Below are 24,282 nucleotides of genomic sequence, written 5' to 3'. Positions count from 1 at the left end.
GCAAAGCGATAAGCTGCGGGATTTGGCGATCATCATCCCGTCATCCTTGCTGTGGCGCCGTTGGCCTTGAGCGACGCCATCAGCATCGGCCCGACCGAAAACGCCCCCGTCTTGGCCTTATCAGTCAGCGCCCGAAGATAGCCGCCGGCGGAATTGATGTGCTGAGCACGTTGCAGAATACAGGCAATCACCACCGCCGCGATCTCCTGGCCCATCGCATGGCAGGCTTCCTCATACGCTGACGGCGAAACACCCAGATATCCCCGCACCTGGGCGGCGGTGATCATGAGATCGCGCCAATTGCTGATCCCGTCGACGGCATAATCCGCAATTTCGGGGCAAGCCTTCAGCACCATCCCCAGCGGGTATGTTTTCGGCGCCTCTGCGGGCCTCGTCCTTGGCTCGGCCGTCGCCCCGCTTTTCTCTAAAGCAGGTTCAAATTCAAAAGTAGAGTCGGTATTTGAATCAGATTGCTGCCGCTCGTTTTGGGAGTCATTGCCGCTCGGATTCGTGGATTTCATATGGCTTTCCAGCAGCTTAACCACATCTTCATGCAATGCGGCAAGATCGGCTACGATCTGTTCGAGCTCGGCAGTGCAGGCTCGGCGCGGAATTGCCTCCACAACGCTGCGGAAACGCTTCCACAGGCCTCCCCAGTCGCCCGGAACATCTTCGTCAAGGGCCGCCTCGATGAGCTTGTGAATGTCACGGCGGTGCAAGGTGATCCGCTCGCGCATAAGCCTGAGTGCCCGGTTGTCGGCACGAACACGCTCGGCCGCCGCCTCGAACTCGTAAGCACGGGCCAGCAGGGGTGCCAGGGAGAAGCCGAATGCCTCCTGTATCTCCCCTGCCCTCCCCTTCCTCGCATAGCGCTTGCCGTTCGGGCTATCCCGACGGATAATCAGCCCGCAGTCAACAAGAGCCGCCAGGTGTCGCCTGACTGTTGGCTCCGGCATTCCGTGCGCCCTGAGCGACAGATGGGCGTTCGAGGGAAAGACGATGAGCCCGTTCTCCTCGCTCAACTCACTGTCCGGGAAAAATGACAGCAACGCATTCAGAACGGCCAGAGCGCGATCGCCGATGCCGACGATGCTCTTGCCTTCGCAGAGGTTGCGGTAGATTTGCCACTTGTCGACAACCCTGCCCTTGGGGATCTCACGTGACTCATTTTGCGCTGCCAGCATGGCAAGCGACATCGGCCGCCGCCCAAAGGGCGTCGTTGCAATACCCGTCTCCATCTCTTCCTTCGCCTTCGATTAGGCAAAAGAAATCCGCTCGCCGAAACGACGCTTAAACCGCTTGACACTGATTCGCGAAAATGTGATTCTCAGCTTGCTTATGGTTGAGAAGGGCTTCCGCGACGGTGACGTTCGGGGGCCTTTTTCTTTTGCGGTTTCAGTTCTCCTGTTTCGACTTTCTGAACGCTTCGTAGAGTTCGCCCAGATTGCTTGAAATCCACTCGCCGAAGGGCTTCGCTTCCTTTTCCGTGAGCACGAGCGAGAAATCCTTGGGACGTGATTTGGTGACGATGTTGACTGATTTGTCTTTAGGAGCCCAGCAGTTGGCAGCTACTGCGTTCAGTTTCTTCATCGAGGCTGTCTTGTTGGCCTTCTTCGCGAGATTGAAGACCATCAGAAAGCGGTCGTTGGAACTGGTTTTCTTGAACTTGTCCTGCCCCAGCAGATGTTCGAGGCCATCGACATTGCTGCTCTTGAGGAGGACGGATAGATCGTACCACCTGTCCCTACCAACTCCCCTCGCAGCTCCGATCTTGTAGATCACGGTATCCGGGATGTTAGTGGTTACGGACTGCAGTTTGGACAAAACGGTCTTGTTGATCGCCAGCGAAGACATGATCGTCGCGTTGTCAAACTGTACGGCCAATTTCCTTGCGAACAGCGCCCGCTCAATGAATGAGAGATCGGCACGAGCGGTGTTTTCCTGCCCTTGAGCGATCACGTGTTCCTGATCGGAGAGCTGCCTGACTGCTGCATTCACCTTGATGCCGAGCGCTTTCGCGGCCTTGGCTCGACGATGCCCGAAAACGATCTGAAACCGACCTTCGGAACCTGGCATCGGCCGTACCAAGATGGGGCTGTCCTGGCCCCTTTCGGCAATGGCCTGGATCAGTTCCTGTAGGCTTGAATCGTCATCGTCATCAAGACGATCGACGACGAACGAGGCTTCCAACTGGTCGGGGTCCAGTTGGATGATCTGGGTGCCGGACAGTAGCTGCTTCTCTATTTCCTCGGCAGCTGCAACCTTGGCGGCCATCTCGTCGGCGGCGCGGCTCATCATCCCGAAAGCGCCACGGCGTCCGGGAGCCCCGGCGGATGTAGACGGCTTGGAAATCAAAGGGTTTGCAACGTTAAGCTGGGAGCCGCTGTCCCTGTTCTGCTCATTAGACGCCTTGTTCTCGAATGAGTTTACGGGCGTAAACTCGTCATCGGCGCCCTCATCCAGCAGGCCTGCCATGATGCCCTTCCTAGCCATCAGCTTGCCCTCCCCCAGGCTCTGTGGATCAACGAAACCAGTTCCCCGTTCACGGAATGAAGGGATTCCACGGCACGATCATACGTTGACCGGGTGAGTTGACCCCTCTCGACCTCGTAGAGGGTCTGCTTGGTGATCCCTGCGTCAGAGATTGCGGTGGATTTCACCATCTCGTTTTTGAGGACAAAACCTCCGAACAGCGACCGCATGAAATGAACCATCTGTGACTGCGGGATGTCGCCAGGTTCGTATCGGGTAACCAGATAGCGCATCCAGTCAAGGCTCATGTTTCCACCACCGCGCTTGATGGGATCGAGTATTTCCCCAAGCATTAGCAGGAACTGACACATCGACATAACGTCCAGCATCTGCGGGTGGACCGTTACAAGTACCGCCGTCGCAGAGGATAGGGCGGTGAGGGTCAGGTAGCCAAGCTGGGGAGGGCAGTCCAGGACGACAACATCGAATTTGTCTCCGACATCAGAGAGAGCTGCATCGAGACGCGTGAAAAACAGCCTCCCCATGTCCCGGGTGCCTTTTTCGGCGAGGATCAGCGGAGTATCGTATTCAAATTCCTGCAGTTCGAGGTTTGCCGGAATAATATCGAGACCAGGAAAATTGGTTTTCCGGATCAGCGCGCTAATCGGTTTCCTATGTTCATCGTACCGGATGGCTTCGTAGAGCGACGGGAATTGATCCAGTTCAGGCTGGATACCGTGTAATGCGGTCAAAGACGCCTGCGGATCGAGATCGATTGCAAGAACCCGATGGCCAGTCAACGCAAGATGCTGGGCAAGATGTGCCGTGGTGGTAGTCTTGCCGCTGCCACCTTTGAAATTGACGACAGCTACGATCTGTAGGTGTTCACCTTCCTTGCGGTGGGGAACATACATGCGAGAATCCGAGCGCCCTTTCTGGTCGAGGTAATGACGCATTTCGAGCATCTGCTCGGCCGTATAGGAGCGGCGTCCGGTTGGTGTTACATTCGGCTGTGGCCCTTTGCCGTTCAATGATAAGTTTTTGAGATAGCCAGCGCTGATTCCGAGGTAGGAGGCGACTTCGGACAACTGGAACTGCCGAAGCGTTTTCACCGCGTCTGGAGGAAAGTTGTCCAGACGATGCTTTTCAAGGCGGCTGGAAAGCGCCGCGCCCTGCTTCAGGATCAGCTGATCAAAATCCAAAAGAGGCTTATTGGCGTCGAATGCGATATTCATAAGCAGAAACCTGTAAGTGCGCATATTTATCCGCAATAACCCATTTATCGCACTTAGGCCCGATTCTCTGGATCTTGCAAGGATTTTAAAGTTAACGAAAGCTTAAACGCTTTGCTCTGCGGCGTCGTTTACGGCCGTAAACTCATTGGCAGCTGCGCCGCCGATTCGCAGGAACGCACGGGGTTTCCTATCAAAAATGCGCCGATGGGGAAGCGTTTCGCGACGATTGCGGCCTTGATGCGTTCAGAAATCAGCGCGCCCTTAAGCTACATCACAGCACCGATGGTCAGTAGCAAGAACGTGCCTGCGCTGCCGTGGTGTCGATCGGATCCCGAAGTGGTCGGAAATGGGCATTTTGGCTTTGACGTCCTCGATCGTTTCGATCAGGTGGTTGACTGAGCCCGCCAGAAGGTCAAGGCGCACCATCGCCGGCGTCGCTGGCGTCGAGATTGCGCAGCGCCCAATGTGACAGGGCTGCGCGTAGCCGATTTGCCGCGACTGTGCCTGTATTAGTGGGCCTGAGAACGCGTTCTTGAGGGTAGAGATTCAAACAGCGAGGATCAGGACACCCGATCCTTTGATGACGTCGCGCAATTCCCGACGGAGAAAGGTGGCAACTTGTGTCATCGGCCCGAAAAGACTACCTTACGGCCATTATGAGCAAGCATTTAGCATCCGTCCTGACGACTGTGAACGGGCCCTACAGCGTGCAGCTGGGCGAGGCGACGCTGGCGCATTGCCTTGCAGATCTCGATTTGGCCAAACAGCACCCCGGCCATGTCAGCGCCTTTCTCGGTGAAGTTCCCCCCGCGTTGCAGGTCGAGTTCGCTGTGGTGCATCATATCCAAGTCCCCGAACTGAAAGCCTTCGCCGCTGCGTTCTCCGCCTGGTCCGGCGAGAGCTATCCGCTTGCTGCGTGATGGCCGAACAGGATAGCCGTCGCCCTTCCGAATGGCGGCGGCTTTTTCGCATCGCCGTCGATCTGATTGACCAGCTTCGAGAGAATGCCGGCGGCTACGACTTCGAATGGTCATTTGGCGGAGGCACGGCTATGATGATCCAGATCGGTCATCGTGAAAGCCATGACATCGATATTTTCCTCGATGACCCTCAACTGCTCGGCTTCATCGACCCGTCTAAAAGCCGCCTGCGTTTTGATCTGGTGCCATCGGATTATCAGGGGGATGGGCTCCGGTTTCAGAAATTCGCCTTCGAAGGCATTGGTGAAATCGACTTCATCGTTGCCGGAACGCTAACGACGACGCCGTTCGAAACCCGTGTAGTGGAAGGCAGGACGGTGCGTCTTGAAACCATTCCGGAAATTATCGCCAAGAAGGTCTATTACCGGGGATCGGAAACCAAGCCGCGTGACATTTTCGACATCGCTGCTGCTGCCCGGTCTCAATTGGGCGAGGTTGTCAACGGCCTGCGCACGCTCCCCGAGCACGTCGCTCGCACCAGAGAGCGGATGGAAAGGCTCAACCCGGAATTCGTCGGCCGCGCCATCGCGCAACTGATGATCATGCCTGACTACGAAGCGTCGGCCGCCGACAGTCTGGTCGCGGCGATCGCTGTGCTCGACGAGGTGTTGTCATCACCTCAAAGAACCTGACCGCCTCACCCTAGGGATCGACCGAGGAAGGGGAGGGCTTTTCAAAGCCCGGACGCCTTAGTGAGATTGACCCGGAAGCGGTCGCGCCGGCGCTGGTATTTGCGGGTCATCTCCGCCGAAGCGTGGCCAAGCTGTTTTTGCACATAGCGCTCGTCGACCTCGGCTGAGGACGCGAGGCCAGCGCGCAGCGAATGGCCAGAAAACTTTTGGCCGCGCTCGCCCTCGGAAAGATCACCGCGCACGCCGGCAGCCAAGGCCGCTCGTTTGACCAGCCGCGCCACCTCCTGATCGTTGAGCCGCTCGGCGCCGACAGCCTTGCCTTGCCCGGTAACGCGCCGGAACAGCGGGCCATGGCCAATACGCGCTAATTTGAGCCAGATCTGCACCGCGACAACCGGGCACGTGCTGTCGGCCGAGCCGCGGCCGATCTCGACCTCGCGCCAGCCGGTCTTTCCGCGCAACGTCACCAAAATCCCTTTGTCGAGAATCTCTATCCAGCCGCGGCCATCCTGGGTCTGGTCACGGCCGCAGTCGAGACCGACGATTTCAGAACGGCGCAAGCCGCCCGCGAAGCCCAAAAGCAACATGGCGCGGCCGCGCAGACCGCGCAGCGTGCCACGATCGAGCGTTTCCAGCATGGCGACAAGATCGTCGCGCAGGATGGCTTCCTTTTGACGGGGAGGGGAGGCGTGTTTATTGCGGATGCCGGCGAGCACGGTGGCGATATGCCGGTCCTTCCGGTCGAGCGGTTGACCGCGTTGCGTATAGTTCCAGGTCAGCGACGACAGGCGGCGCTCAATGGTCGACACAGACTTTTTGTCCCTTGCCGATCCCGAAGCCTGCGCCGTGATGTAGAGGCCGACGACTTGGGGATCTGGCGGCAGCGGATCAAACGCCTGGCGCCGGCACCAGGCGCAAAAATGCTTCCAGTCGGCGGCATAGGCGCGACGGGTGTTTGCCGAACTCGCCGCCTCGACGTAATCGCGCGCGCGGTCGGCCAGCTTTTCGAGATGGGCAGGCAGTGATGCTTGTCGCGAGTCGAGGACCTGCGTGGGAGGAGCGGGAGCCTCATCCGGATGCCCCATTTCCATGACGACGTCGACAATGTCAGGCAGGTCGCTGGTGTCGACCGCGTCGATGGGCGTCATGAAATTACGGGGACTGCCCATCGAAACTCTCGATCATTTGAATGTCACAGTGGTGCGATTCTGAGAGCCCCAACGTGCGACCAAAGCGCCCAATTGTCCACCGCGAGACGCGTGACGAATGGCCCCGAGATTTCCCCGCCATGCACGACAATGGGCCGGGCATGCTTCTCCGAGCGCCGGACGGCGCTGTACTATGTATGTACGATGCGGACGATCACTTCCAAGGCTCGCCCTTCCTTGCCGTTCATTGCCTTCACGTTCAACATCCTTTATCTTTCGTTCAACAGGAGAATCCAGGATGAGCATACGTGGCACAACGGCGGCCGAAAGCGAGGAGCGGATTGCCCACACCCGCAACCGTCTGGTGCTTGAGCAGGCGAGGGCGGTCGGCCTTCTTGGCGCGGCCAAGAACACACGCCTTTCCGGCAGGGTACCGTCGGAATTGATCGAGGCGGCAAAGAAGCGCGCTCATGTGACTTCCGATACCGAACTGCTGGAGCTCGCCCTGTCGCGGCTGGCCCTCGAGGATGATTTTGGCATCCGGCTCATCGGCCGCAAGGGCAGCATCCCGGCAGACATCGATCTTGGCGTTTGATCTCGGGAGCGCGTTGCGTTCTCTCAAACCGCAGCGGCGCACCGCGGGGCTGGAACGGCGGCCGGATTCCGCGCTGTCCTGGGCAGGGGAAGAGCCGCCTGTCGGCGGCGTGCTGCTATTGGACGCCAGCGTCTATCTGGATGTCCTGCAGGGGCGCACGCCCGAAGCGGTCGATGACCTTCTCACCTATCGGCTTTGCCACCACTCGGCCGTATGCCTTGCCGAGCTCAGCCATGTGTTCGGCCGTCTCGACCCGGCCCACGCCACGACGAAGTCGGTCCTGAAAGTGGTAGCGGACACGATCGAGGATATTCCAGCACACCGGCTGCATGCTCCCGACGCCACCGCCTGGGGACGGGCTGGCATGCTTGCCGGTCTGCTGTTCCGGCTCAGCCATCTGCCGAAAGGGGAGGGGCATGAACGCCGCTTCCTCAACGATGCGCTGATCTTTCACCAGGCCGGTCTGCTGGGAGCCACGGTTCTGACCGGGAACATCCGGGATTTCGATCCCCTCAATCAGCTTGTCCCGTCGGTGCGTGTAATTTTCTACCGGCCGGCTGCAGGCTTGCGCCCGCAAGGTTGAAAGCATCGGTGGCAGATAGGCGCGTACACCATCCGTCTGCAAGAGAGGGAGGGAGGAGGGGGGGAAGTGACTGCGGAGGGGCGAGCGGTTGCGAAAAGGGCAAAAATGCGCCACATGATGCCTTCAGATGGACAAAGGTGTGTGGTTCCATCTTGGTCGGGACTAAGGCTGGTGGCGGCCGGTAACCCCGAGGGCCAGGCAATAATTTGCCGGCGATGGCGACAGTCGGCAGCTTTTTGTGCCGCGATATGAATCTCATTTCCGGTGAAAAATAAGGGCGGCCGAGGCATTTCGCGGCCGCCTTTTAAGACGAACGATAAGGCAACATTATCGTTCGTTTGATGTGTGCGACAGGCGCGGCGGTTATGTGCAAATCGGGTTGCTAAAAGCGCCGCCAGGATTCATCCTGTCGCGGATGATTCTTCGACCCAAACTCTCCCTGCGCTACCACGGTACGCTGACTGGTGAAGCCAGCGTCGCTGCATCGAAAGCCGCCGTGCCTGCTTGGTTGCGTCGGGCGGTTCCCGATGCGCAAAGCCTTGCTGGAAAAAATGTTGAGGAGGTGGCGCTCATCGCAGGCGCCACCATCGGCGCACTCGATGCGGTGGTTCGGCGGCAGGAGCGGTGGGCCGGCGCCTGGCGGCAGCGGCTGGCAATTTCGGCGGCCGCGGCAACGGCAAAGCAGGCGGGTCGCGTCGAGGACGAAGCGGCCTTGCGCGATGCCGTATTGCTTACAAGACCGGGCGACAATGTCGATCCCGCCGGCCTTTTCCTTCTTGCTTGGCGGCGGCTGGCATCTCGGCCCGGGGACGAATTGCTGACGGAGAAAAACCCCGCTGCGGTGTTGGAAGAGTTCGGCTACGCCCCGGATGATGAGGTCGTCAGCGATCTGGCGGATGATCTCCGGCAACTCGCGGCCGGCGCTGGCATGGTCGCAACGCTGACCGGCACATTCATGGCCACGGAGCGTTACGGCTTGGCGCGCGTCCTCGGGGGCATGGGCCGCCGATGCCCTGCTGGCGCAACGGCTGGGTTGGGCGCAGGCCGTGCCGCTGTTGGGCGCCGAATGTGCCTTGGGCGCAAGCGTTCGCCCGCGTCGATCGGCGGCCAGCTCGGTGGCGACAAGCATTGAGACAGATCCTGAGCGTGCGAAAGTCTGCTTGCCGCGCAGGTGCGCGCGGCGCTACGCGCCATCGATCTATCGGCGGGGCTCGAACGCCGCGCGGATCGGTTGCTTGCCGTCGCACCAAAACTCAGGGCCAAGGCGGCGGACGCCGTTGTCGACAAGCTCCTGTCCGACGATGCGATCGTTACCTCGGAAAAGATTGCCGGTATAAGCGACCGTGGACTGCGCGGCCTGTTCGACCGATTGCTCGAACTCGGCGCGGTGCGTGAACTGTCTGGTCGCTCGACCTTCCGCATCTACGGGCTTTGAGAGCAAATGGCAGAAGCCGTGCGCACGAGAAGAGGCAAAGGGCGGTCAGACGATGGTCGATCATATGACCATTCCGCGAGCTGGATCACCTGCCGCCGGAGGTGCGTTGGCGGGAATGGATGCACCGCGTCAAGGCCACAGTTGGTGCCTGATCTTGCGCCTGCGGCGCGGCCCCGCTTCGGCAACCGGGTCAGCAGACTTGGCAGCCTTGGGATCGGCAAACGATACCTGAGCCCATTGATGTGCCAGATATCGCCACGCGACTACGTATTACGAGTCAGCCGGCGAGCAAAGTCTGGTCCCAACGCCGCATCGCCCCGGTGAGCCTGGGCATTGGCGAAATACGAATTTCGTGGCGAAAGCGGAACGGATTGACATAGCGCAAAGACGCAGGAAAGCGCAGCGGTAAGGATGAAAGTTATCAGCATGGGGGTAGAGGTTATCAGCATGGGATGGTAACTGTAGCAGACCTCAATACTGACAAAATCGCGAGGCCCCGTCTGCCTTGGTACACCATCTATCCGACTGTGCCGAGTTTTCCGCGACGAGGCTCGCCTGCCGTCCTGAACCTCGACAACCTAGTCGTTAATCGGGCGGCGCTGCAAAATCGATTGAGCACTGATGCCGGCTTCGTCGCAAACTTATGGCAAGTCGCAGCAACGGCTGTCGCGCGCCATCGCAACCGTTTGAGAACGGCCTCGGTGATAATGCGAGATCAGCGCGGATCTCGACAAGGCCCGAGAGCACGACGTTGTACACCGCGGCGATGGTTGCCATCTGCAGTGCACCGGCATTGCGGTTGCTTTCCACGATGCTGCCGCAGCACCAGGCGGATGTGGTGGGCCCGGTGCGCGCCGTGCGCAAACACAAGGCTCTGGGCAGTCCCAGACGGAACTCCCGCTTGACCGAAAACGAGTTCGCCGACAAACATCAAAGGACCCAAAGGCACTGTAAGCCACCCGGCTTCGGCTCGGAATCGCGTCCGTATTCTATCGGAATAGGTGGAGTGCACCCCTCGACTGAGACAAATAAATAGCGGACAGTTTCTGGATTGCAGGGACTGGAAATGATTGGAAGAAAGCCGAGATTTAGCGAAGAAGAGAAACTCTCCATGCTCCTACGGATGCAAAGGGGGGGAGAACGTCAGCCGGCTGGCGGATGAACTGGGTATTCACCGCCAGCGCTTATATTCCTGGCGTGAACAGTTGCGGGTGTGTGGCAATCTAACGCCGAGCCGACAGGGGCGTCCAAAGAAGCGGCCTCCCGAGGCACCACCAGATCATTGGCGGCAGGTTTTGCACTGTCGGCTGAACAGCGTCGTGCCGATGGGCTGACAAAAGCCCGTCGCCGCATTGTCGAACTTGAACGCAAGATTGGGCAGCAACAGGTTGAACTTGATTTTTTTCAAGAAGCCTTGCGGCATGTCAGGGGCAGTCAACAGCAGAAAGACGCACCTGGCGGTGCAGCGTCTTCGAAGTCATTCAAAAAATGACAGCCCATGTGCCGCAAGGCTCTCCAGGAATTGAACAGATGTGCCGTCTCGCCGGTGTCAGCAGGGCTGGATACTACCGGCACTGGCGACAGTCGGCGCCGCGTCAGGAAGAAACTGGTCTGCGAGATGTTATTCAAAGGCTGGCCTTGGCCAACCGGCAGTATGGCTATCGCCGGATCGGCGCCCTTCTTGGCCGCGAGGGTTGGCAGGTAAACCACAAACGGGTGTTGCGGGTAATGGGGGAGGATAATCTCTTATGTTTGCGCACTCGGCCATTTGTGCCGCGCACTACGGATTCCCGGCACAGCTGGCGGGTGGTGCCGAACCTTGCCAGAGGCATGGAACTGACAGGCGTCAACCAGCTTTGGGTCGCCGACATCACGTATTTGCACCTTGCCGAGCAGTTCGCCTATCTGGCGGTTGTGCTCGATGCATTCAGTCGCAAGGTCATCGGATGGGCGCTCGAACTCCACTTGCGGGCCAGCCTTGCTGTCGATGCCCTAAAAATGGCGATCTCCGCACGTGTTCCGGTTCCCGCAGTTTGATCCATCATTCGGACAGAGGAGTTCAATACGCTTGCACCAGCTATTCTGATATCCTCCATGGGCATGGGATCCAGCCGAGCATGAGCCGGGTGGGGAACCCTTATGATAACGCACGCGCGGAAAGCTTCATGAAAACCTTGAAGCAGGAAGAAGTCGCAGGATTGGCCTATCGCGATGCACCAGATGCGCGGCGACGTATCGCGAGCTTCATTGAAGATGTCTACAATCGGCAACGGCTGCATTCAGCACTCGACTATCTCACCCCGGAAGAATACGAAAAGACCTTATCGACACCATCGGACAATGCCGCATTTGAACTCACGAGCATGAAATTGTCTCGCAATTTCTCTGTCTCACAATAGGGGTGCACTCCATAGGATGTCCGGTTGGTCTCGGAATCACTGTCCGGAATCATTGGAATACGCACGGTGCTCATTGACACATTGGAGCCCCTGGAGCATGCGCAAGCTCACGGCGGCGACGCAATTGAGGGCTTTGGGCGGCAGCGGGCTCTCGCCTGAGTGTGGGCTGACTGCCGACACTCTGAGGCGTGGCCGATCACCCCGATCAAGCATCCACCTTAACTCCCGGCTGTCCAGTCGGGCATGGCAGGGCGCTCCTCTGCGCGCTGGTGTGCGGGTGCTGCTCCGTGACCAGAAGCCTTCAAGACCCGCGACCGAAGATCCACGCTAAATGCTCTTCCCATCGTCAACCTCTCAACCTCCATCGATGTGGATGTTGAATCAGCACAAAACGCAGCCGTCACATCACAATCGATTCATCGATGACAGGACGTGCTCTAGAGCCCACGAGGCGTACGTGAACGAATCCGATCTTCGCGAGATGGTGTTCAACAGACGACTGGGTCGCCAATGACTACGAGAAATAGTGGCTTGTCAATCAATCGATTGGATGGCCCATTAACAAGGCACGGAACAATACGAGGAGCGCTGACGCATGATGGTGCAGACTGTGACCGGGCTGATCCCGGTTGGGCGCCTAGGCCGCACACTGATGCACGAGCATCTGTTCATCGCCTATCCCGGCGCGTGGTTCGATCCGCTCGCAAAATTCGACCGTGCGGGATTCATCGAGGAGACAGTCCGGCGGCTGGTGCAACTGCGCACTGAGCATCACGTGCGCACCTTCGTCGACCCGTGTCCGAACGAACTCGGTCGCGACGTCACAATGATGAAGGAGGTTTCCGAAAAATCCGGCATACACATCGTATGCACTACTGGATTCTATTACGAGGAACTGGGGCTGCCGGTCTACTGGCGCGCCCGCACCGTCGATGAGATCGCCGAGCTGTATATCCGCGAAATCACCCATGGCATCGGTGACACCGGTGTGAAGGCGGGCGCCATCAAGGTCTCGACGGGCGCGCCCGTTGTCACGGCAAATGAGAAGAAGTTCCTTGCCGCCGCCTGCATAGCGCAGAAGACGACCGGGGTGCCGATCATCACCCACACGACGGACGGCTGCGCAGGGCCCGAACAGCAGCAGCTGTTCGCGGCCGGCGGCGTTGCCGCCCATCGCTGCTTGATCGGCCATAGCTGCTACAACCTCGATCCCGCCTACCATCGCCGCATCGTCGATGCTGGCTCTTACATCGGATTCGATCAAATCGGGGTCTTTCTTTACCAGCCGGACGATGTTCGCGCCGATAATTTGACGAAGCTCGTGCGCGACGGTTTTCGTGCGCAGATCATGATGAGCATGGACCTGCACTGCGGTAGACTCGGCAAGGTCACTCCCCAACTCGCCGCCGATAAAATCGCCAAGATCGAACACCTGAAGTCGCAGGGACTCTGCCCGGCGCACACCTACATCTTCACAGATTTCATACCAATGCTGCACGCCCGCGGTGTCAGTGAGGCGGACATCGTTTCGATCTTGGAGGACAATCCGCGACGCTTCTTTGCCGGTGAGATTTCTGCCTCAAAGGCGACGAACTGATTAGCAGGGGCTGAAAGGCGAGGCGCTCAGCGAGCATGCGCAAACCGTGCCGCGCGATCGAGATCTCGCTCATTGTATCAGCCCTTCATTTAGAGCGCGAGGTCGGCGCTGCGGGGCGACTCGCTATAGCGTTTCAGTGACTGAATTGACGCGGATTGATCGGGATGGGCGACGCTTCGCGGCGGGCCCGTCCCATACCACCAAGGTGATCCGGGTCCGTAGTACTGCGGTTCGATCGGGTTAAATTGCGCAGAGACATTGAGTCGAGAGAAACTGAGACACTCGAAAGTGAGTAAGTCCGCCGCGATTTATGCCCGAGTGTCGTCCGACCAGCAGAAGGAGGAGAACACGATCGCCGGACGGGGCACTGATCGAGTTCACGCGAGCACGGATTCAGCCTACCTTATAAATAGATGATCGGGGGACGAGGGCTTCAGCGGGGCCAGCCTGCTGCGACCGGGTTTGGAGCGTCTGCGCGACCTCGACACCGAGGCCCACATAGAGGCGTCCTGACACGCGCCGAGGCGGGCGGGCGTCGCGTGTATGAAAGTACACGGTTGATAGCCTGAGCATCGGCGCCATGGCACGGCTGCTACGGGAAATGGGGCCACTCACAGGCCGGCGGGTTACTCGCTGGGAGATCCGGATGAAATTCATGGGGTACCCGCTTCGCTTTGTTGGGACAGAACGAGGTTGCTCATACGGCGGCATCCATCGCGCAGGTCATTTTCGATCGCGGCGCGCACGGTCGGAGGGTCCCGGTCCTTCAATCCGCTGATGGCCCGTTGATGGTTCGAGGCTCCGCGTCGACGAATTGCAAAATCCGGATAAAGGTTGTTAAGCGACGGCCCCATGCGCAACCACTGCGATTCGATCAGCGGGAGGAGGCGGGGCATTTCGGACGCCGTATATAGCCGAAAGTGGAAGGCCTTGTTGAGGCGAAGCACATCCTGGTATTGTGCCTTGTCCATCGCCGCGCTAATACGGCTTTGCGTCTCTTCAAGGAATGAGACGTCCGCAGCTTCAATATGCGCGGTGGCTTCGAAGGCCGCTAAGCCTTCAAGTGCAAGCCGGATCTCCGTCACTTCGTACAGTGTGGCGACCGTGAGTACTGGCACGACCACCGTCCTCGGCCCCACATTGATCAGGGCACCCTGGCCAGTCAGACGAACGATGGCATCTCGGGCAGGCGTTGTACTGACGCCCAGCGCTTGCGCCACCGATCGCACGGTCAGCTTGCTACCTGGCACAAACTGCCCACTGATTATCGATTCTTTCAGCGAAGCATAGGCAAGTTCGCCCAAACTGGCCTGCCGTTCGATCGGTGTGAGAGGAGTTTCAATCTCTTGCAGCATCTAAATGCGTACCAATATGGGGGTCGCGGTGTTATACCAAAGGCCGGGCGACAAAAACAGCCATTTGCAAGCCTAGCCTCGGCCGTTCTGCAAAAGGTTTTGGAGCGAGAACGGTCCTTGCTTTGAGGTGGGGGCAGCTATGGCACGCTGGTGACGTTGCAATCACCGATTCCCGTGGAAGGGGAAGTGACATGACCAATCGCGAAGTTAGACTGAGCAGAGGCGAGTTGAAAGCATTGCTGTTGTCGGATGAGGACGGCTTTCGCAGGGTATTGCAGAGTGTCGTGCAAGAGGTTCTGGAAGCCGAGATGACGGAGGCGATCGGAGCCGAGAAAGGCGAGCGGACGAGAGCGGGTTAGTTACCGGTCCGGCTATTACGAGCGCAAGCTGGTGACGCGGGTCGGGGTGCTGGAGCTTCGCGTTCCGCAGGATCGGGCTGGCCGGTTCCCACGGAGTTGTTTGATCGTTATCAGCACTCGGAGAAGGCATTGGTGTCGGCGCTGGTCGAGATGTACGTGCAAGGTGTGTGACCCGGAAGGTCAAGACGATCACCGAGGAGCTGTGCGGCCATTCCTTCTCGGCCTCGACGGTGAGCGAGGCAACGGCGCGGCTGGATGAGGCGCTGAAGTGAAGGCATTCTATGAGCGGCGGCTTGCCGAACCTTATCCCTATCTCATTTTGGACGCGCGCCAACGAGCGGGCGCGCGAGGCCGGCGTGATCGCCAAGGACGGTCTGCTTGACGACCTGAAGACGCCGCTTTCGGAGCGCATTTTGAACGCCGAGCTCGACGAGCACCTCGAGGACGAGAGCACCCAGAGGAACGTCAATCGTCTCAACGGCCATTCGCGGAAGTCGGTGCTGACGGGCACATCGAAGATGACGCTGACGATCCCGCGCGGCCGTGCCGGAACCTTCGATCCGAAGCTGATCGCCAATATCAGCGCCGCTTCCCAGACTTCGACGACGAGATCATCTCCATGTATGCGCGCGGCATGACGGTGCGTGAGATCCGCGGCCACCTGGAGGAGCTCTACGGTATCGACGTATCGCCGGACCTGATCTCGGCCGTCACCGACGCCGTCCTGGAGGAGGTTGCCGAATGGCAGAACCGGTCGCTCGATGCCTGCTTTCCCTTGGTCTTTTTCAACGCGATCCGGGTCAAGATCCGCGACGAGGGCTTCGTCAGGAACAAGGCCGTATACATTGCGCTCGGCATCCTGCTCGATGGCACGAAGGAGATTCTGGGCCATCTGGATCGAGCAGACCGAGGGCGCCAAGTTCTGGCTGCGCGTCATCAACGAGCTGAAGAGCCGCGGCGCCGGCGACATTCTGATCACCGTCGTCGACGGCCTGAAGGGCTGTCCCGAGGCGATCACCGCCGTCTTTCCCCAAACCGTCGTCCAGACCTGCATCGTGCACCTGATCCGTCATTCCTTGGAGTTCGTGTCCTGGAAGGACCGCAAGCCCGTCGTGCCGGCGCTGCGGGCGACCTACCGGGCCAAGGACGCCGAAGCCGGCATGAAGGCCCTTGAGGACTTCGAGGCCGGCTACTGGGCAGCGATATCCGGCGATCACGCAAAGCTGGCGGCGCAACCGGGCAGGTCGCAGGCGCGGCCAGCTACTAACGCGAGCTCGCAGCTCATCGAATACATCGGCCTGCCCGCACTTGGCGTGCTCCCGGTGCCCCTGTCCCGGATAGTCGCACCATACGCCGAAAATCTCGTATCTCCAGCGGGGGACCAGATGGCACCGTCATGATCATACCGGTAGAACCCCATAGAGGCGCTGAACTCCAAGCTGCGCCGCGCCGTCCGCACCCGGGGACCCTTCCGGAGTGACGAAGCGGCCATGAAGCTGCTATATCTCGTGCTGAACCAAGCGGCCGAGGAATGGAAACGATCGCCGCACGAGTGGTTCGAGGCCAAGACCCAGTTCGCCGTCGTCTTCGGCGAAAGGTTCGTCAGCCAATGACGAAACCGGCCTCGCGCACAGAATTCCTGACAGTCCCAGGACGTGCATATAGCAGCGCTGCCAGACCGCTTCGCGGATTGCCGCCCTGAGCCCCGGATGGTCGTCGGAGACGACGAATTCGACGCCGGCGAGCCCCCGATTCTTGAGCCCCGTCAGGAACTCGCGCCAGCTCGAATGGCTCTCCCGGTTGGCCGCTCCACGCCCAGAACCTGGCGCCGGCCCTCCCAATCCACGCCGATCGCCACCAGCACCGCCTAGCTGGCGAAAACCTCGTTCGGATCACGACCGGCAAGCAGCTGTCCAGGAGTTCCTTCTCGATAGCCATGTGATGATTCTCTCCTTTCCATCATCATGGCCTCGCGCACAGAATTCCAGACAGTCCCCACTTCCTCAGAAACGCGCTCGATTACGTGCCGCAGAAACGCGCTCGATTACGTGCCGCGCAGGGTCGACGACGACTGCCTCATGGAGTTCAGATGGTTCTACGACCGGCGCGACCTCGCCGAGGTCAAACGCGACCCGGCGCAGTGGATCGCCAAATGGCAGGCCAAATACCCGAAGCTGGTCAATTGGGTGGAGGACAACATCGAGGAGACGCTGAGCTTCTATCGGCTGCCGCTTAGCTCACCACAAGCACATGAAGTCGACAGCCTGAGGGCCTTGGCCGCCTGAGCACGGTCATGTGTCCGCCGCGCCGCTAAACGCGGGGGCTCGGCGGAGACGCCGACGTCACCGCGATGCCACGCCATTTTGACGAACTTGACGCACACAACTCAAACTTACGAGTCCACACCACCTGACCCCATCTGACTTGGTAGCTACCCTAGCGACGTGACCAGTGGTTAAGTTTGTGTGAACCAGCGGGCGATCGAGCAGCCCGCAAGAACCCCAAGTTGGGCCAGCGGTCGCCAAGCCTCGCTGTTGTGCCGACTCGGCTGAGCGGTCGGCTGCGTGTTTTTGGCAGATCAGAATGGAGAATGACATGCAGCAGATAGATGTCTCGGGTGGTGATCGCCTGACCGGACACTTCCGAAACACCGCCTACGTGATCAACCAAAGCAGGCCGTATTTTGATGCGGCTCACGCGGCCGGTCTCATGGGTGTCCAGGGGCGCTCCACGACCGGACGCACAGTTGTTTTGGGCACCGGTCCTCTTGACGGTCGACCGCAGGTAATTGATTTCGTGCGATGCTCCTACCTGGGCCTCGACAACCATCCGGTGATCGTCGCTGGCGCAATCGAGGCGATTGAGGCGCATCGCTCGTTGCACTGGTCTTGCGCACGAACGCGACTCAATTTCGATCTTCTGGCAGAGCTTGAAGCAACCCTCTCGGAGATGTTCTGCGCGCGTGTGCTCGCCTTTTCCTCTGTTATGCTCGCCAATCTGGGTGCGATGCCCATCCTTGCTTCGGGGCAATTGACAGGCGGGAGAAAGCCGGTCGTCGTGTTCGATCGTACTGCGCACATCTCGCTCGCCTATCATAAGCCGGTGGTGGCTGATGAAGCACGGGTGGAAACGATCGCGCACAACGACATTCACGCTCTCGAACGCTTGTGCCGCGACAATCCGGTAGTCGCCTACGTCTGCGATGGTGTTTACTCAATGGGTGGCAATTCGCCGATTGAGGAACTGCGCCAGCTCCAGGAACGCTATGGGCTCTTTCTCTACATCGACGATGCTCATGGCATATCGCTGTTTGGACCTCAGGGCCAAGGATTTGCACGCTCTCAGTTTCCGCAAGTACTGGGCGACCGCACGATCATAGCGGCTTCGTTGGCCAAGGGATTCGGCGCATCGGGGGGCATGTTGATGGTCGGAACGCCCGACCAGGAGGCTTTGTTTCGACGCTACGCCATTCCCTATTCGTTTTCGGCCGCCGCCAATCTGGCGGCAGTTGGCGCGGCGCTTGGCTCGTGCAGGATTCACTGTTCGGCAGAACTCAGCCAAAGGCAGAGGCGGTTGGCGCAACGGATCGATCTCTTTGACCGCCGTGTCGCAACAGCCGAGCAAGGCAATTCACTTCCGATCCGAATGATCGCCATCGGAACGGAGGCCAAGGCGATTGCGACCGCAAGACAGCTTCTCGATGCCGGCTTCTACACCTCAGTGACGTTCTTCCCGACAGTCGGGCAAGGAAAGGCGGGGATTCGGGTGTGCATTACGGCTGATCATGAGGTCTGCGACGTAGAGCGGTTGTGCGATAGCATCTTGGAAAACGTACCCGAGACGACCGACAAGCCCCCTATTGTACCGGCCCTATCCTAAGGTGATGATGACGTTCAGCGAAGGATATGGTCGAGCTGCGCGGTACACAAGATGGATGAAAGCGGGCCAACACTCGAGCCACTGTTCGACTTCGAACACATGCCCTCATCCTTAAGTCCAACGTCCTCGACGCGTCCCTACGCTAAGCTGAATGTTCTCACGGAGCGCACCTATGCCCGCCTGAAATGTGCATTGATTCTGGGTCAGCTTGCCCCAGGAGAGCGTTTCACGGTCCGGATGCTTGCCCAACGTTTTGGCACTAGTATCACACCGGTGCGCAATGCGCTTTCGCAACTCGCTGCAGCCGAAGCACTGCACCAAAACCGGCGATCGGGAATAATCGTACCGCTGCTGAACCAGCCCGAACTCGACGAAATGCTCAAGCTCCGCCTCGCGCTCGAAGGGTTGGCATTCTCGATCGCAACCCCACGTTATCGCACCTCTGACTGGCGCGAATTCAAAGCCCTTCACGCAGATATCTGCAATGCCAGTCAGCGCGACTATCCAGTCGTGTTTGCAGCAGCGGTGTGGGCGCTCCGATTGGCTATTCTGAAACTTGATCAAGCGAGCCTACTAGCCATGGACGTTAGCCGGATCTGGTGCCGCGTCGGGCCGACCTTCACCCAAATGGCAGCTGATATGAACAGACGACGCTGCATCACGCGTCATCTAGAAAGAATGATCGAAGCCATTGGAAACCGTAACTATGAAAAAGCCCGCAGTTGCGTGGTTGATGAGATCACCGTCGGGATGGCGCCCCCCACCTATGCTGCTGCATCTCCGACGGTGCTCAGGCCTCACCCTGCATCGAGTTCGGAAAATGATAGAAACAATCTCTTAGCCTCCTGATCGCGGCAGTGCGATCGGTTTGCTTGTTCAGCGAACTCATCCTCATCCATTGTCCCGCGAAGGACATCTTCCACCACCTTGTTATCTCTTTCTTGGCTTACGGACGAAATCAGGCCGCAACTGGCAAGAAACAAAGCCCCCCGAAAGACGTCAGAGATATCGGACAAAGCGATGATTTGGCCACTTTAACGGTGTGACGATCGCTTTTTGCCGGCCATGCCGCTTAGCGACGTTCATCGCCCATGCCCTCGATGAGTTCGCGGATGCGCGCCTCGATATTGACGGCTTTGGCCTTGCCGACCTTGAGCCCAAAATTGCGCAACAACGCAACAACCCGCGAACATCGTTCTGAATGGCAATGGCCTTTTCTTGGAGCAACTTGCGCGCGGTTAGCAGCGCCCAGCGCTTCTGGCTTTGGTTGCAAAAGAAATTGACCCGCATCATCAGCGGGCGTCATTGCGGTCGGTCTTGTTCGGCTGAGCCTTGAGAAAGGCCAAGCCTGCCGTTTTGGTCGGCGATGTTGCCCGCCACAAAGCGTCTGACGGGACATTCCTCTGCCGTGGTCCCGCTCCGACTATCCGCGAGATGAAAGTCGTCGCACGTGTATGACCTGATCGCCTGGGCTTCTTTGCGACGCCCACATGACACCGCCCAGTTCTCGGGCGATGGCTGTGCACACCACCGAGCCAGTTTCCGATTTCATTCCGGCCGGCGTTCCGATTTGAAGGCAGCCATTCTCGGACTGATCCTGGGTTTCTTTGGCATTTCGATCGGTTACACTTCAGGTCAATCGTGCGGTATTTCGGTCCGACAGGCGAGCGCTGTTCTCGCATGCTCTCGCTGGTGAGATCGATGCGACAGGTGTTCGAAACGACGCGATTCAGGATGGCGTCAGCCAGAGTTGGATTAGCGAAGTTTTCATGATGCCTTCTTCTTGATCGCCTGGTGCGAGCGGTCGCGCCCGCTGATCTCGTCGTCTGCGAGTTCGATTTGCCACAGCTGGCCGTCGTGAGCTGCCGCCCGTTGAGCCAGCCGCGGCGACGTAGTCGAAGACGGTGTGATGTGACGCCCAAGGCAGCCGCCCCGCATTGTGGCGGAGCGCGCATTTCCGGGCACAGCGATGCCATGCAGCAGTGCCTTGCGCGGCGCCCCCAAACCATATAACCAGCCATGAGCAGCCTGAAGGCAATCCGAGTCGGCGATGGCGACCTTGGTGGTCGTCGGGCGATAAACGCTATGGCGGATCCACCTGCCTTCCACCCGCCCGCGGCCATAGACATCCGCTCCAGCATAGCCAGTGTTAAAGAATGCTGCGAACCGTGAACTGTCGGCGTGCCGCCATACACATCGTGCGGCGCGCTGGGCGAGCCGAGACGCACGGGCAGCGGCAGATCGTTGTTTCGCAGGTAGCGCATCACGGCCCGCGCAATGTGAAACTTGCGGAATTTGCGAAGACGAGGCCGAGCCTCGCCTGCACCTGGTCATCGCGATTGAGAATGACCTCACCTGAGTGACCATGCGCCAGTCCTGCGGGAACAGGAAGGCGCCGCACGCCGCTTTCTCACGCTCGCCGTAATAGAGGCGCTGCTTGATCTGGTGCAACTCGGTCTGATACCGGACAAACCGAGCAGCAGGCGGCCATCAGGGTGACGGCCACCGCCAACTCTCGAGCTCTGCAGCGCCCGGCGTGAAGAGGAGTCCCTGCCGTGACCGAGGCCGGTCCATTCCGTTAAGAGCCGCGGCGCTGTTCGACGATTCTGCCGATCAGAGAACCCAGGCCAAACTCTGTTTGTCTGCGATAGAAATGACCTCCTCAACCAGCATAAAGTTGTATCGGGTTCCGGTCGAAAGCAATTCGGTGCATGCCCTTTTTTCACAGTTCGACAATTCCGAAGTTTACCGCTTTTATAGCAGCTACCGTTCTGGTACCCGCCCCCAATTTTCGCATCGCATTTTTCACATGGAAGTTGACCGTATTCACGGAAATTCCTAGGATCACTCCCACTTCCCACGAGGATTTTCCCCTCGCTGCCCACAGAATACATTCTTTTTCTCTTGGGGAAAGGTTAAAGGGTTCTTCGATGCCGTTCAAGTTCGTGAACTTCGTGATCCTCAGATGGAAATGTAACGCTGCAAGTTGCAAGTAGCTGATTGTTCCATCTCCGAAGTCTCGGTCCCAGGGTTGGGCAAAGCTCATTGTTGCAAAGCTACCATCTGGGCCATGCAACGGAATGGTAATGCCTGACCTTAAGCCGAATGTCGCGGCCTCATCGAAAACGCGCCTTTCGTCTTCAGTCGTGCTTGCGTGACTATACACCTCGCTCCATCGAAAGGCGCGTACGCGCTTTCGACTCGCCTGGATGACGGGGGCTATCCTGTCACAACCCATCTCCAAACAGCGCTCCTGCCATTCATCGGGGTAATTCAGCATGACGGCCGTATCGCGTCGGACCGGACGTGAAAAGTTTTTGTGGGTTGTAAGTGCGCCATAGGCAATCCACGGGCAATCAAAATTCAGGACAAAAGCCGATAACAGTTCGAACAACTGCTCTGAGTCGGAAATGCTATCAGTCGGGTCGAGAAATCGGCTGAACTCGACCGCAAACGCTTCCTTGACTGTCTTCAGGGGATGCATTGACGTGGCCAATGAAACTTGCCGGACAATCTGGTTACCGGCCTCGAACCTTGAGAATTCGCAATGAGCGGCGGGTGTTCCACACTCTGCTCCGCAGTTATTTGCGCCGATGTTAACGCTGGTCCGCAAAGCTGGCCTTGTGAGGCTGCTCTGCGCGCGGGTCTCGGGCCGGCATCGCCAACGCTCTATCATGTGGCAGCAACCAACGAAATTTATTTACTGTAAAGTTTGCGTTACATCGAATTTATTGAACAGAAGCAACGTAATAAAATTGTGAAACAGAATACGTGGTTGGTGAACCCCAGATGATGATCGTTTCACACCCTGCGTTAATGGGGCCGAAATCAGACAAGGCTCACATCGCATGCCGAATAGATGTCCAATTCTGCGATTCCCCGTTGAAGCGTCAGATCTCCACGCGGGGAATGTCGATGCAGACCTAGGCGAGATCACTTTTTACCTGTCGCCCGACCAGCGCTGGTGCGCGGCAGTAAGCCGCAGATTAGTCCTATTCGCCAAGGGCCGGAAATGGTGTGATCGACCAGCTGATTAAATCGACGGCACGCTGAAGTATCGCTTCGGTCTGAGCTGGGCTGGGTGAAGCGGCGATGACATACCCGATCCAGTCCCCCGAATCGCCTTTCCTGATGATCGGCGTCTTGGGTTCAACATACAAATTGACCTCGGCGACACCTGACACAGCAGCCGCCCGCCTCTCGCCACCGATGCGATCGAGTGTGCCATCGCGATCAGGAAGCAGGATCCGCGCGGCCGCAGTGTGCGAATGCCTTCTGCGCAAGTTCAATTTGTCCCCAATGACAAGTTTGATATGCTCGGTAATGAGATCGACACCGTAAGCCAGCTGAACCAGTTGAGGGTCGGGCGCGCCAGAAAGACGCGGATTGACTTCAATGACGACTGGGCCATGCTTCGTCCACCGGAGATCAATGTTCGTTGGTCCCCAGCCAAGGCCGAGAGCTTGCAAACAGCTCAGTGAAACATCGACGATACGATCATGTTCGTTATCAGTCACCAAGGCCGGGAAAGTGATCTCACGGAAGACGAAATATGGTGGGGGGCCGAGCTCGGCGGCGACAATTCCAACGACCTCATTTCCTACTATCTCGGCGCAATAATGGGGCCCCTGTGCGAATTCTTCGACCAGTACCCTCGGCGAAGAACGCCATATGTGCTTCCCGCCCAAAAGATAGGCCGTATGCGCGGCTAGCTCATCGAGGTTGCGGCACAATCGGACACCCCTGCTGCCGCTGCCGTTGACTGGCTTAAGAACCACCGGCAGGCCGATCTTCGCGGCAGCGCTTTGTACTTCCGCTGCATTCGTTGCCACGCCATAAGCGGGTATTGGTACGCCAGCCTCCGCGAGGAGCTGACGTTGAGCGAATTTATCACAGCATCGTTCAATGGATACGGGGTTGGGTCCCGGCAGCTCGAAGTACTGGCAGAGCTTGGCAGCTGTCGCATAGAACGAGTCTTGGATGCTCGTAATGCCAGCAATGTCGTAGGTCGCACGTAGCTGGGAACATTCGCGGATCAGCGCATCGAGATTGTTAGTGTCGACGCGTATTGCGTTAAGATTTTCCGCCACAAGATAGTCGTACTGAGTTGGTTTGGCAGACAGCGTAATTGGACAGAGACCAAGACGCTGGGCCGCTTGGACGAACAGCAGACCAGTACCCCTCGTACTGCCTTCAACCAGGATGAGCGCTTTTCTTGTCATTGACTGTTGACTCCCACGTTGCGTGCTGTGCAGTCCGAGTGAAATCGGCACCATCGTTCAGCCAAAGCCGTGCCTGACCTAAGATGTTGTAGCGAGCCTACCATTGCCGGCGACTTCCGAGTCGCAAAGATGCTGTAAATTTAGTTGTAGAATCTGTTGCATCCCTTTATCATGGCGGGTGTGGTATGGAGGGTTTCGACCAAAATCGGAGGATTGCGATCTCGGCCGGCGCGAGAGAACCGGACGCGGCATCGCTTATCTCGCTCCGCATGCCGTTGCCCCAAGTTTCTGTCCGATTTTGGTTGGTTTGCGGCCTTGTCGGAACGCTCATCATCGATGAGGACGGCATCTACGAACCGCGTCATCCCAACGAAGGCTGCTGCTCGGCATG

Annotated in this window: 20 protein-coding genes and 7 pseudogenes; 17 read left to right on the top strand and 10 right to left on the bottom strand. The window is 58.5% G+C overall.

Going from position 1 to position 24,282, the window contains the following annotated elements; translation table 11 throughout:
* Nucleotides 1-32: 32 nt before the first annotated feature.
* The 3 genes from repC to repA all read right to left on the bottom strand — a co-directional run bounded on the left by repC (nt 33) and on the right by repA (nt 3,707).
* Nucleotides 33-1,238, bottom strand: coding sequence for a plasmid replication protein RepC (gene repC, locus NKH70_RS30550; RefSeq protein WP_353027017.1), 1,206 nt, complete (start codon nt 1,236-1,238; stop codon nt 33-35).
* A gap of 157 nt (nt 1,239-1,395) precedes the next feature.
* A complete protein-coding gene (gene repB / locus NKH70_RS30545; RefSeq protein ID WP_353027015.1) occupies nt 1,396-2,475 on the bottom strand; it encodes a plasmid partitioning protein RepB in 1,080 nt (359 codons plus the stop codon).
* Nucleotides 2,476-2,492: 17 nt separating this feature from the next.
* Nucleotides 2,493-3,707 (bottom strand): plasmid partitioning protein RepA, encoded by a 1,215-nt coding sequence (gene repA, locus NKH70_RS30540; protein ID WP_353027013.1) that lies wholly within the window; start codon nt 3,705-3,707, stop codon nt 2,493-2,495.
* 111 nt (nt 3,708-3,818) lie between these two features.
* Between repA and NKH70_RS30535 the strand changes: the two genes are divergently transcribed.
* The 3 genes from NKH70_RS30535 to NKH70_RS30525 all read left to right on the top strand — a co-directional run bounded on the left by NKH70_RS30535 (nt 3,819) and on the right by NKH70_RS30525 (nt 5,319).
* Nucleotides 3,819-4,106 carry a hypothetical protein gene (locus NKH70_RS30535; RefSeq protein WP_353027011.1) on the top strand — a complete coding sequence of 96 codons (288 nt, stop codon included), beginning with the start codon at nt 3,819-3,821 and terminating at the stop codon, nt 4,104-4,106.
* A 308-nt stretch (nt 4,107-4,414) separates the two neighbouring features.
* On the top strand, nt 4,415-4,627 hold the full coding sequence (locus NKH70_RS30530; protein WP_258597356.1) for a hypothetical protein: 213 nt from the start codon (nt 4,415-4,417) through the stop codon (nt 4,625-4,627).
* Nucleotides 4,627-5,319, top strand: a complete 693-nt coding sequence (locus NKH70_RS30525) for a nucleotidyl transferase AbiEii/AbiGii toxin family protein (RefSeq protein WP_258597354.1) — start codon at nt 4,627-4,629, stop codon at nt 5,317-5,319. The genes NKH70_RS30530 and NKH70_RS30525 overlap by 1 nt, the downstream gene beginning before the upstream one ends.
* A gap of 41 nt (nt 5,320-5,360) precedes the next feature.
* Here NKH70_RS30525 and NKH70_RS30520 read toward each other — a convergent pair whose 3' ends face one another.
* A complete protein-coding gene (locus tag NKH70_RS30520) occupies nt 5,361-6,488 on the bottom strand; it encodes a site-specific integrase (protein WP_353027009.1) in 1,128 nt (375 codons plus the stop codon).
* A gap of 277 nt (nt 6,489-6,765) precedes the next feature.
* On the opposite strand from NKH70_RS30520, the gene NKH70_RS30515 reads away from it, so the two are divergent.
* The 8 genes and pseudogenes from NKH70_RS30515 (at nt 6,766) to NKH70_RS30480 (ending at nt 13,076) form a co-directional block, all read left to right on the top strand.
* Nucleotides 6,766-7,062, top strand: coding sequence for a hypothetical protein (locus NKH70_RS30515; RefSeq protein ID WP_353027008.1), 297 nt, complete (start codon nt 6,766-6,768; stop codon nt 7,060-7,062).
* On the top strand, nt 7,052-7,645 hold the full coding sequence (locus tag NKH70_RS30510; RefSeq protein ID WP_353027006.1) for a type II toxin-antitoxin system VapC family toxin: 594 nt from the start codon (nt 7,052-7,054) through the stop codon (nt 7,643-7,645). Before NKH70_RS30515 ends, NKH70_RS30510 begins: the two co-directional genes overlap by 11 nt.
* A 415-nt stretch (nt 7,646-8,060) precedes the next feature.
* A pseudogene (locus NKH70_RS30505) lies at nt 8,061-9,080 on the top strand (DUF1403 family protein).
* Between the two features lie 1,070 nt (nt 9,081-10,150).
* Nucleotides 10,151-10,414: a helix-turn-helix domain-containing protein gene (locus NKH70_RS35890; protein WP_502908429.1), complete on the top strand. Its 264-nt coding sequence runs from the start codon at nt 10,151-10,153 to the stop codon at nt 10,412-10,414.
* Nucleotides 10,363-10,572 carry a hypothetical protein gene (locus NKH70_RS30495; protein WP_353027004.1) on the top strand — a complete coding sequence of 70 codons (210 nt, stop codon included), beginning with the start codon at nt 10,363-10,365 and terminating at the stop codon, nt 10,570-10,572. Before NKH70_RS35890 ends, NKH70_RS30495 begins: the two co-directional genes overlap by 52 nt.
* Entirely contained in the window at nt 10,569-11,117 is a 549-nt protein-coding gene (locus NKH70_RS30490) for an IS3 family transposase (protein ID WP_353027003.1), read from the top strand. The genes NKH70_RS30495 and NKH70_RS30490 overlap by 4 nt, the downstream gene beginning before the upstream one ends.
* Nucleotides 11,027-11,479, top strand: coding sequence for an integrase core domain-containing protein (locus NKH70_RS30485; RefSeq protein ID WP_353027002.1), 453 nt, complete (start codon nt 11,027-11,029; stop codon nt 11,477-11,479). Before NKH70_RS30490 ends, NKH70_RS30485 begins: the two co-directional genes overlap by 91 nt.
* Nucleotides 11,480-12,074: 595 nt before the next feature.
* Nucleotides 12,075-13,076, top strand: a complete 1,002-nt coding sequence (locus tag NKH70_RS30480; RefSeq protein ID WP_353027001.1) for a phosphotriesterase family protein — start codon at nt 12,075-12,077, stop codon at nt 13,074-13,076.
* A 653-nt stretch (nt 13,077-13,729) separates the two neighbouring features.
* Here the strand turns inward: NKH70_RS30480 and NKH70_RS30475 are convergent.
* A complete protein-coding gene (locus NKH70_RS30475) occupies nt 13,730-14,431 on the bottom strand; it encodes a GntR family transcriptional regulator (RefSeq protein ID WP_353027000.1) in 702 nt (233 codons plus the stop codon).
* 191 nt (nt 14,432-14,622) lie between these two features.
* Here NKH70_RS30475 and NKH70_RS30470 point away from each other — a divergent pair.
* Both NKH70_RS30470 and NKH70_RS30465 read left to right on the top strand, forming a co-directional pair.
* Nucleotides 14,623-15,170, top strand: a pseudogene (locus NKH70_RS30470) (transposase); the annotation flags it as partial.
* A pseudogene (locus tag NKH70_RS30465) lies at nt 15,147-16,403 on the top strand (IS256 family transposase). The pseudogenes NKH70_RS30470 and NKH70_RS30465, both read left to right, overlap by 24 nt.
* A 36-nt stretch (nt 16,404-16,439) precedes the next feature.
* On the opposite strand, the pseudogene NKH70_RS30460 reads toward NKH70_RS30465, so the two are convergent.
* A pseudogene (locus NKH70_RS30460) lies at nt 16,440-16,657 on the bottom strand (transposase); the annotation flags it as partial.
* A 163-nt stretch (nt 16,658-16,820) separates the two neighbouring features.
* On the opposite strand from NKH70_RS30460, the pseudogene NKH70_RS30455 reads away from it, so the two are divergent.
* The 3 genes and pseudogenes from NKH70_RS30455 to NKH70_RS30445 all read left to right on the top strand — a co-directional run.
* A pseudogene (locus tag NKH70_RS30455) lies at nt 16,821-17,052 on the top strand (transposase); the annotation flags it as partial.
* Nucleotides 17,053-17,385: 333 nt separating this feature from the next.
* A complete protein-coding gene (locus NKH70_RS30450; protein WP_353026998.1) occupies nt 17,386-18,669 on the top strand; it encodes an aminotransferase class I/II-fold pyridoxal phosphate-dependent enzyme in 1,284 nt (427 codons plus the stop codon).
* Nucleotides 18,670-18,720: 51 nt separating this feature from the next.
* Complete coding sequence (locus tag NKH70_RS30445; RefSeq protein ID WP_353026996.1) at nt 18,721-19,518, top strand: GntR family transcriptional regulator; 798 nt, start codon at nt 18,721-18,723, stop codon at nt 19,516-19,518.
* 235 nt (nt 19,519-19,753) lie between these two features.
* Here the strand turns inward: NKH70_RS30445 and NKH70_RS30440 are convergent.
* The 4 genes and pseudogenes from NKH70_RS30440 to NKH70_RS30425 all read right to left on the bottom strand — a co-directional run.
* A pseudogene (locus NKH70_RS30440) lies at nt 19,754-20,012 on the bottom strand (IS110 family RNA-guided transposase); the annotation flags it as partial.
* Nucleotides 20,013-20,436: 424 nt separating this feature from the next.
* On the bottom strand, nt 20,437-21,120 hold the full coding sequence (locus NKH70_RS30435; protein WP_353026995.1) for a hypothetical protein: 684 nt from the start codon (nt 21,118-21,120) through the stop codon (nt 20,437-20,439).
* Between the two features lie 271 nt (nt 21,121-21,391).
* Nucleotides 21,392-22,153, bottom strand: coding sequence for a LuxR family transcriptional regulator (locus NKH70_RS30430; protein WP_353026993.1), 762 nt, complete (start codon nt 22,151-22,153; stop codon nt 21,392-21,394).
* Nucleotides 22,154-22,661: 508 nt separating this feature from the next.
* Entirely contained in the window at nt 22,662-23,891 is a 1,230-nt protein-coding gene (locus tag NKH70_RS30425; RefSeq protein WP_353026991.1) for an ATP-grasp domain-containing protein, read from the bottom strand.
* 185 nt (nt 23,892-24,076) lie between these two features.
* Between NKH70_RS30425 and NKH70_RS30420 the strand changes: the two are divergent.
* Nucleotides 24,077-24,282, top strand: a pseudogene (locus NKH70_RS30420) (hypothetical protein); the annotation flags it as partial.

It is taken from the genome of Mesorhizobium sp. M0991 (genome assembly GCF_040318915.1).
GTDB lineage: Bacteria > Pseudomonadota > Alphaproteobacteria > Rhizobiales > Rhizobiaceae > Mesorhizobium.
This window is presented reverse-complemented; position numbering and strand designations above follow the sequence as displayed.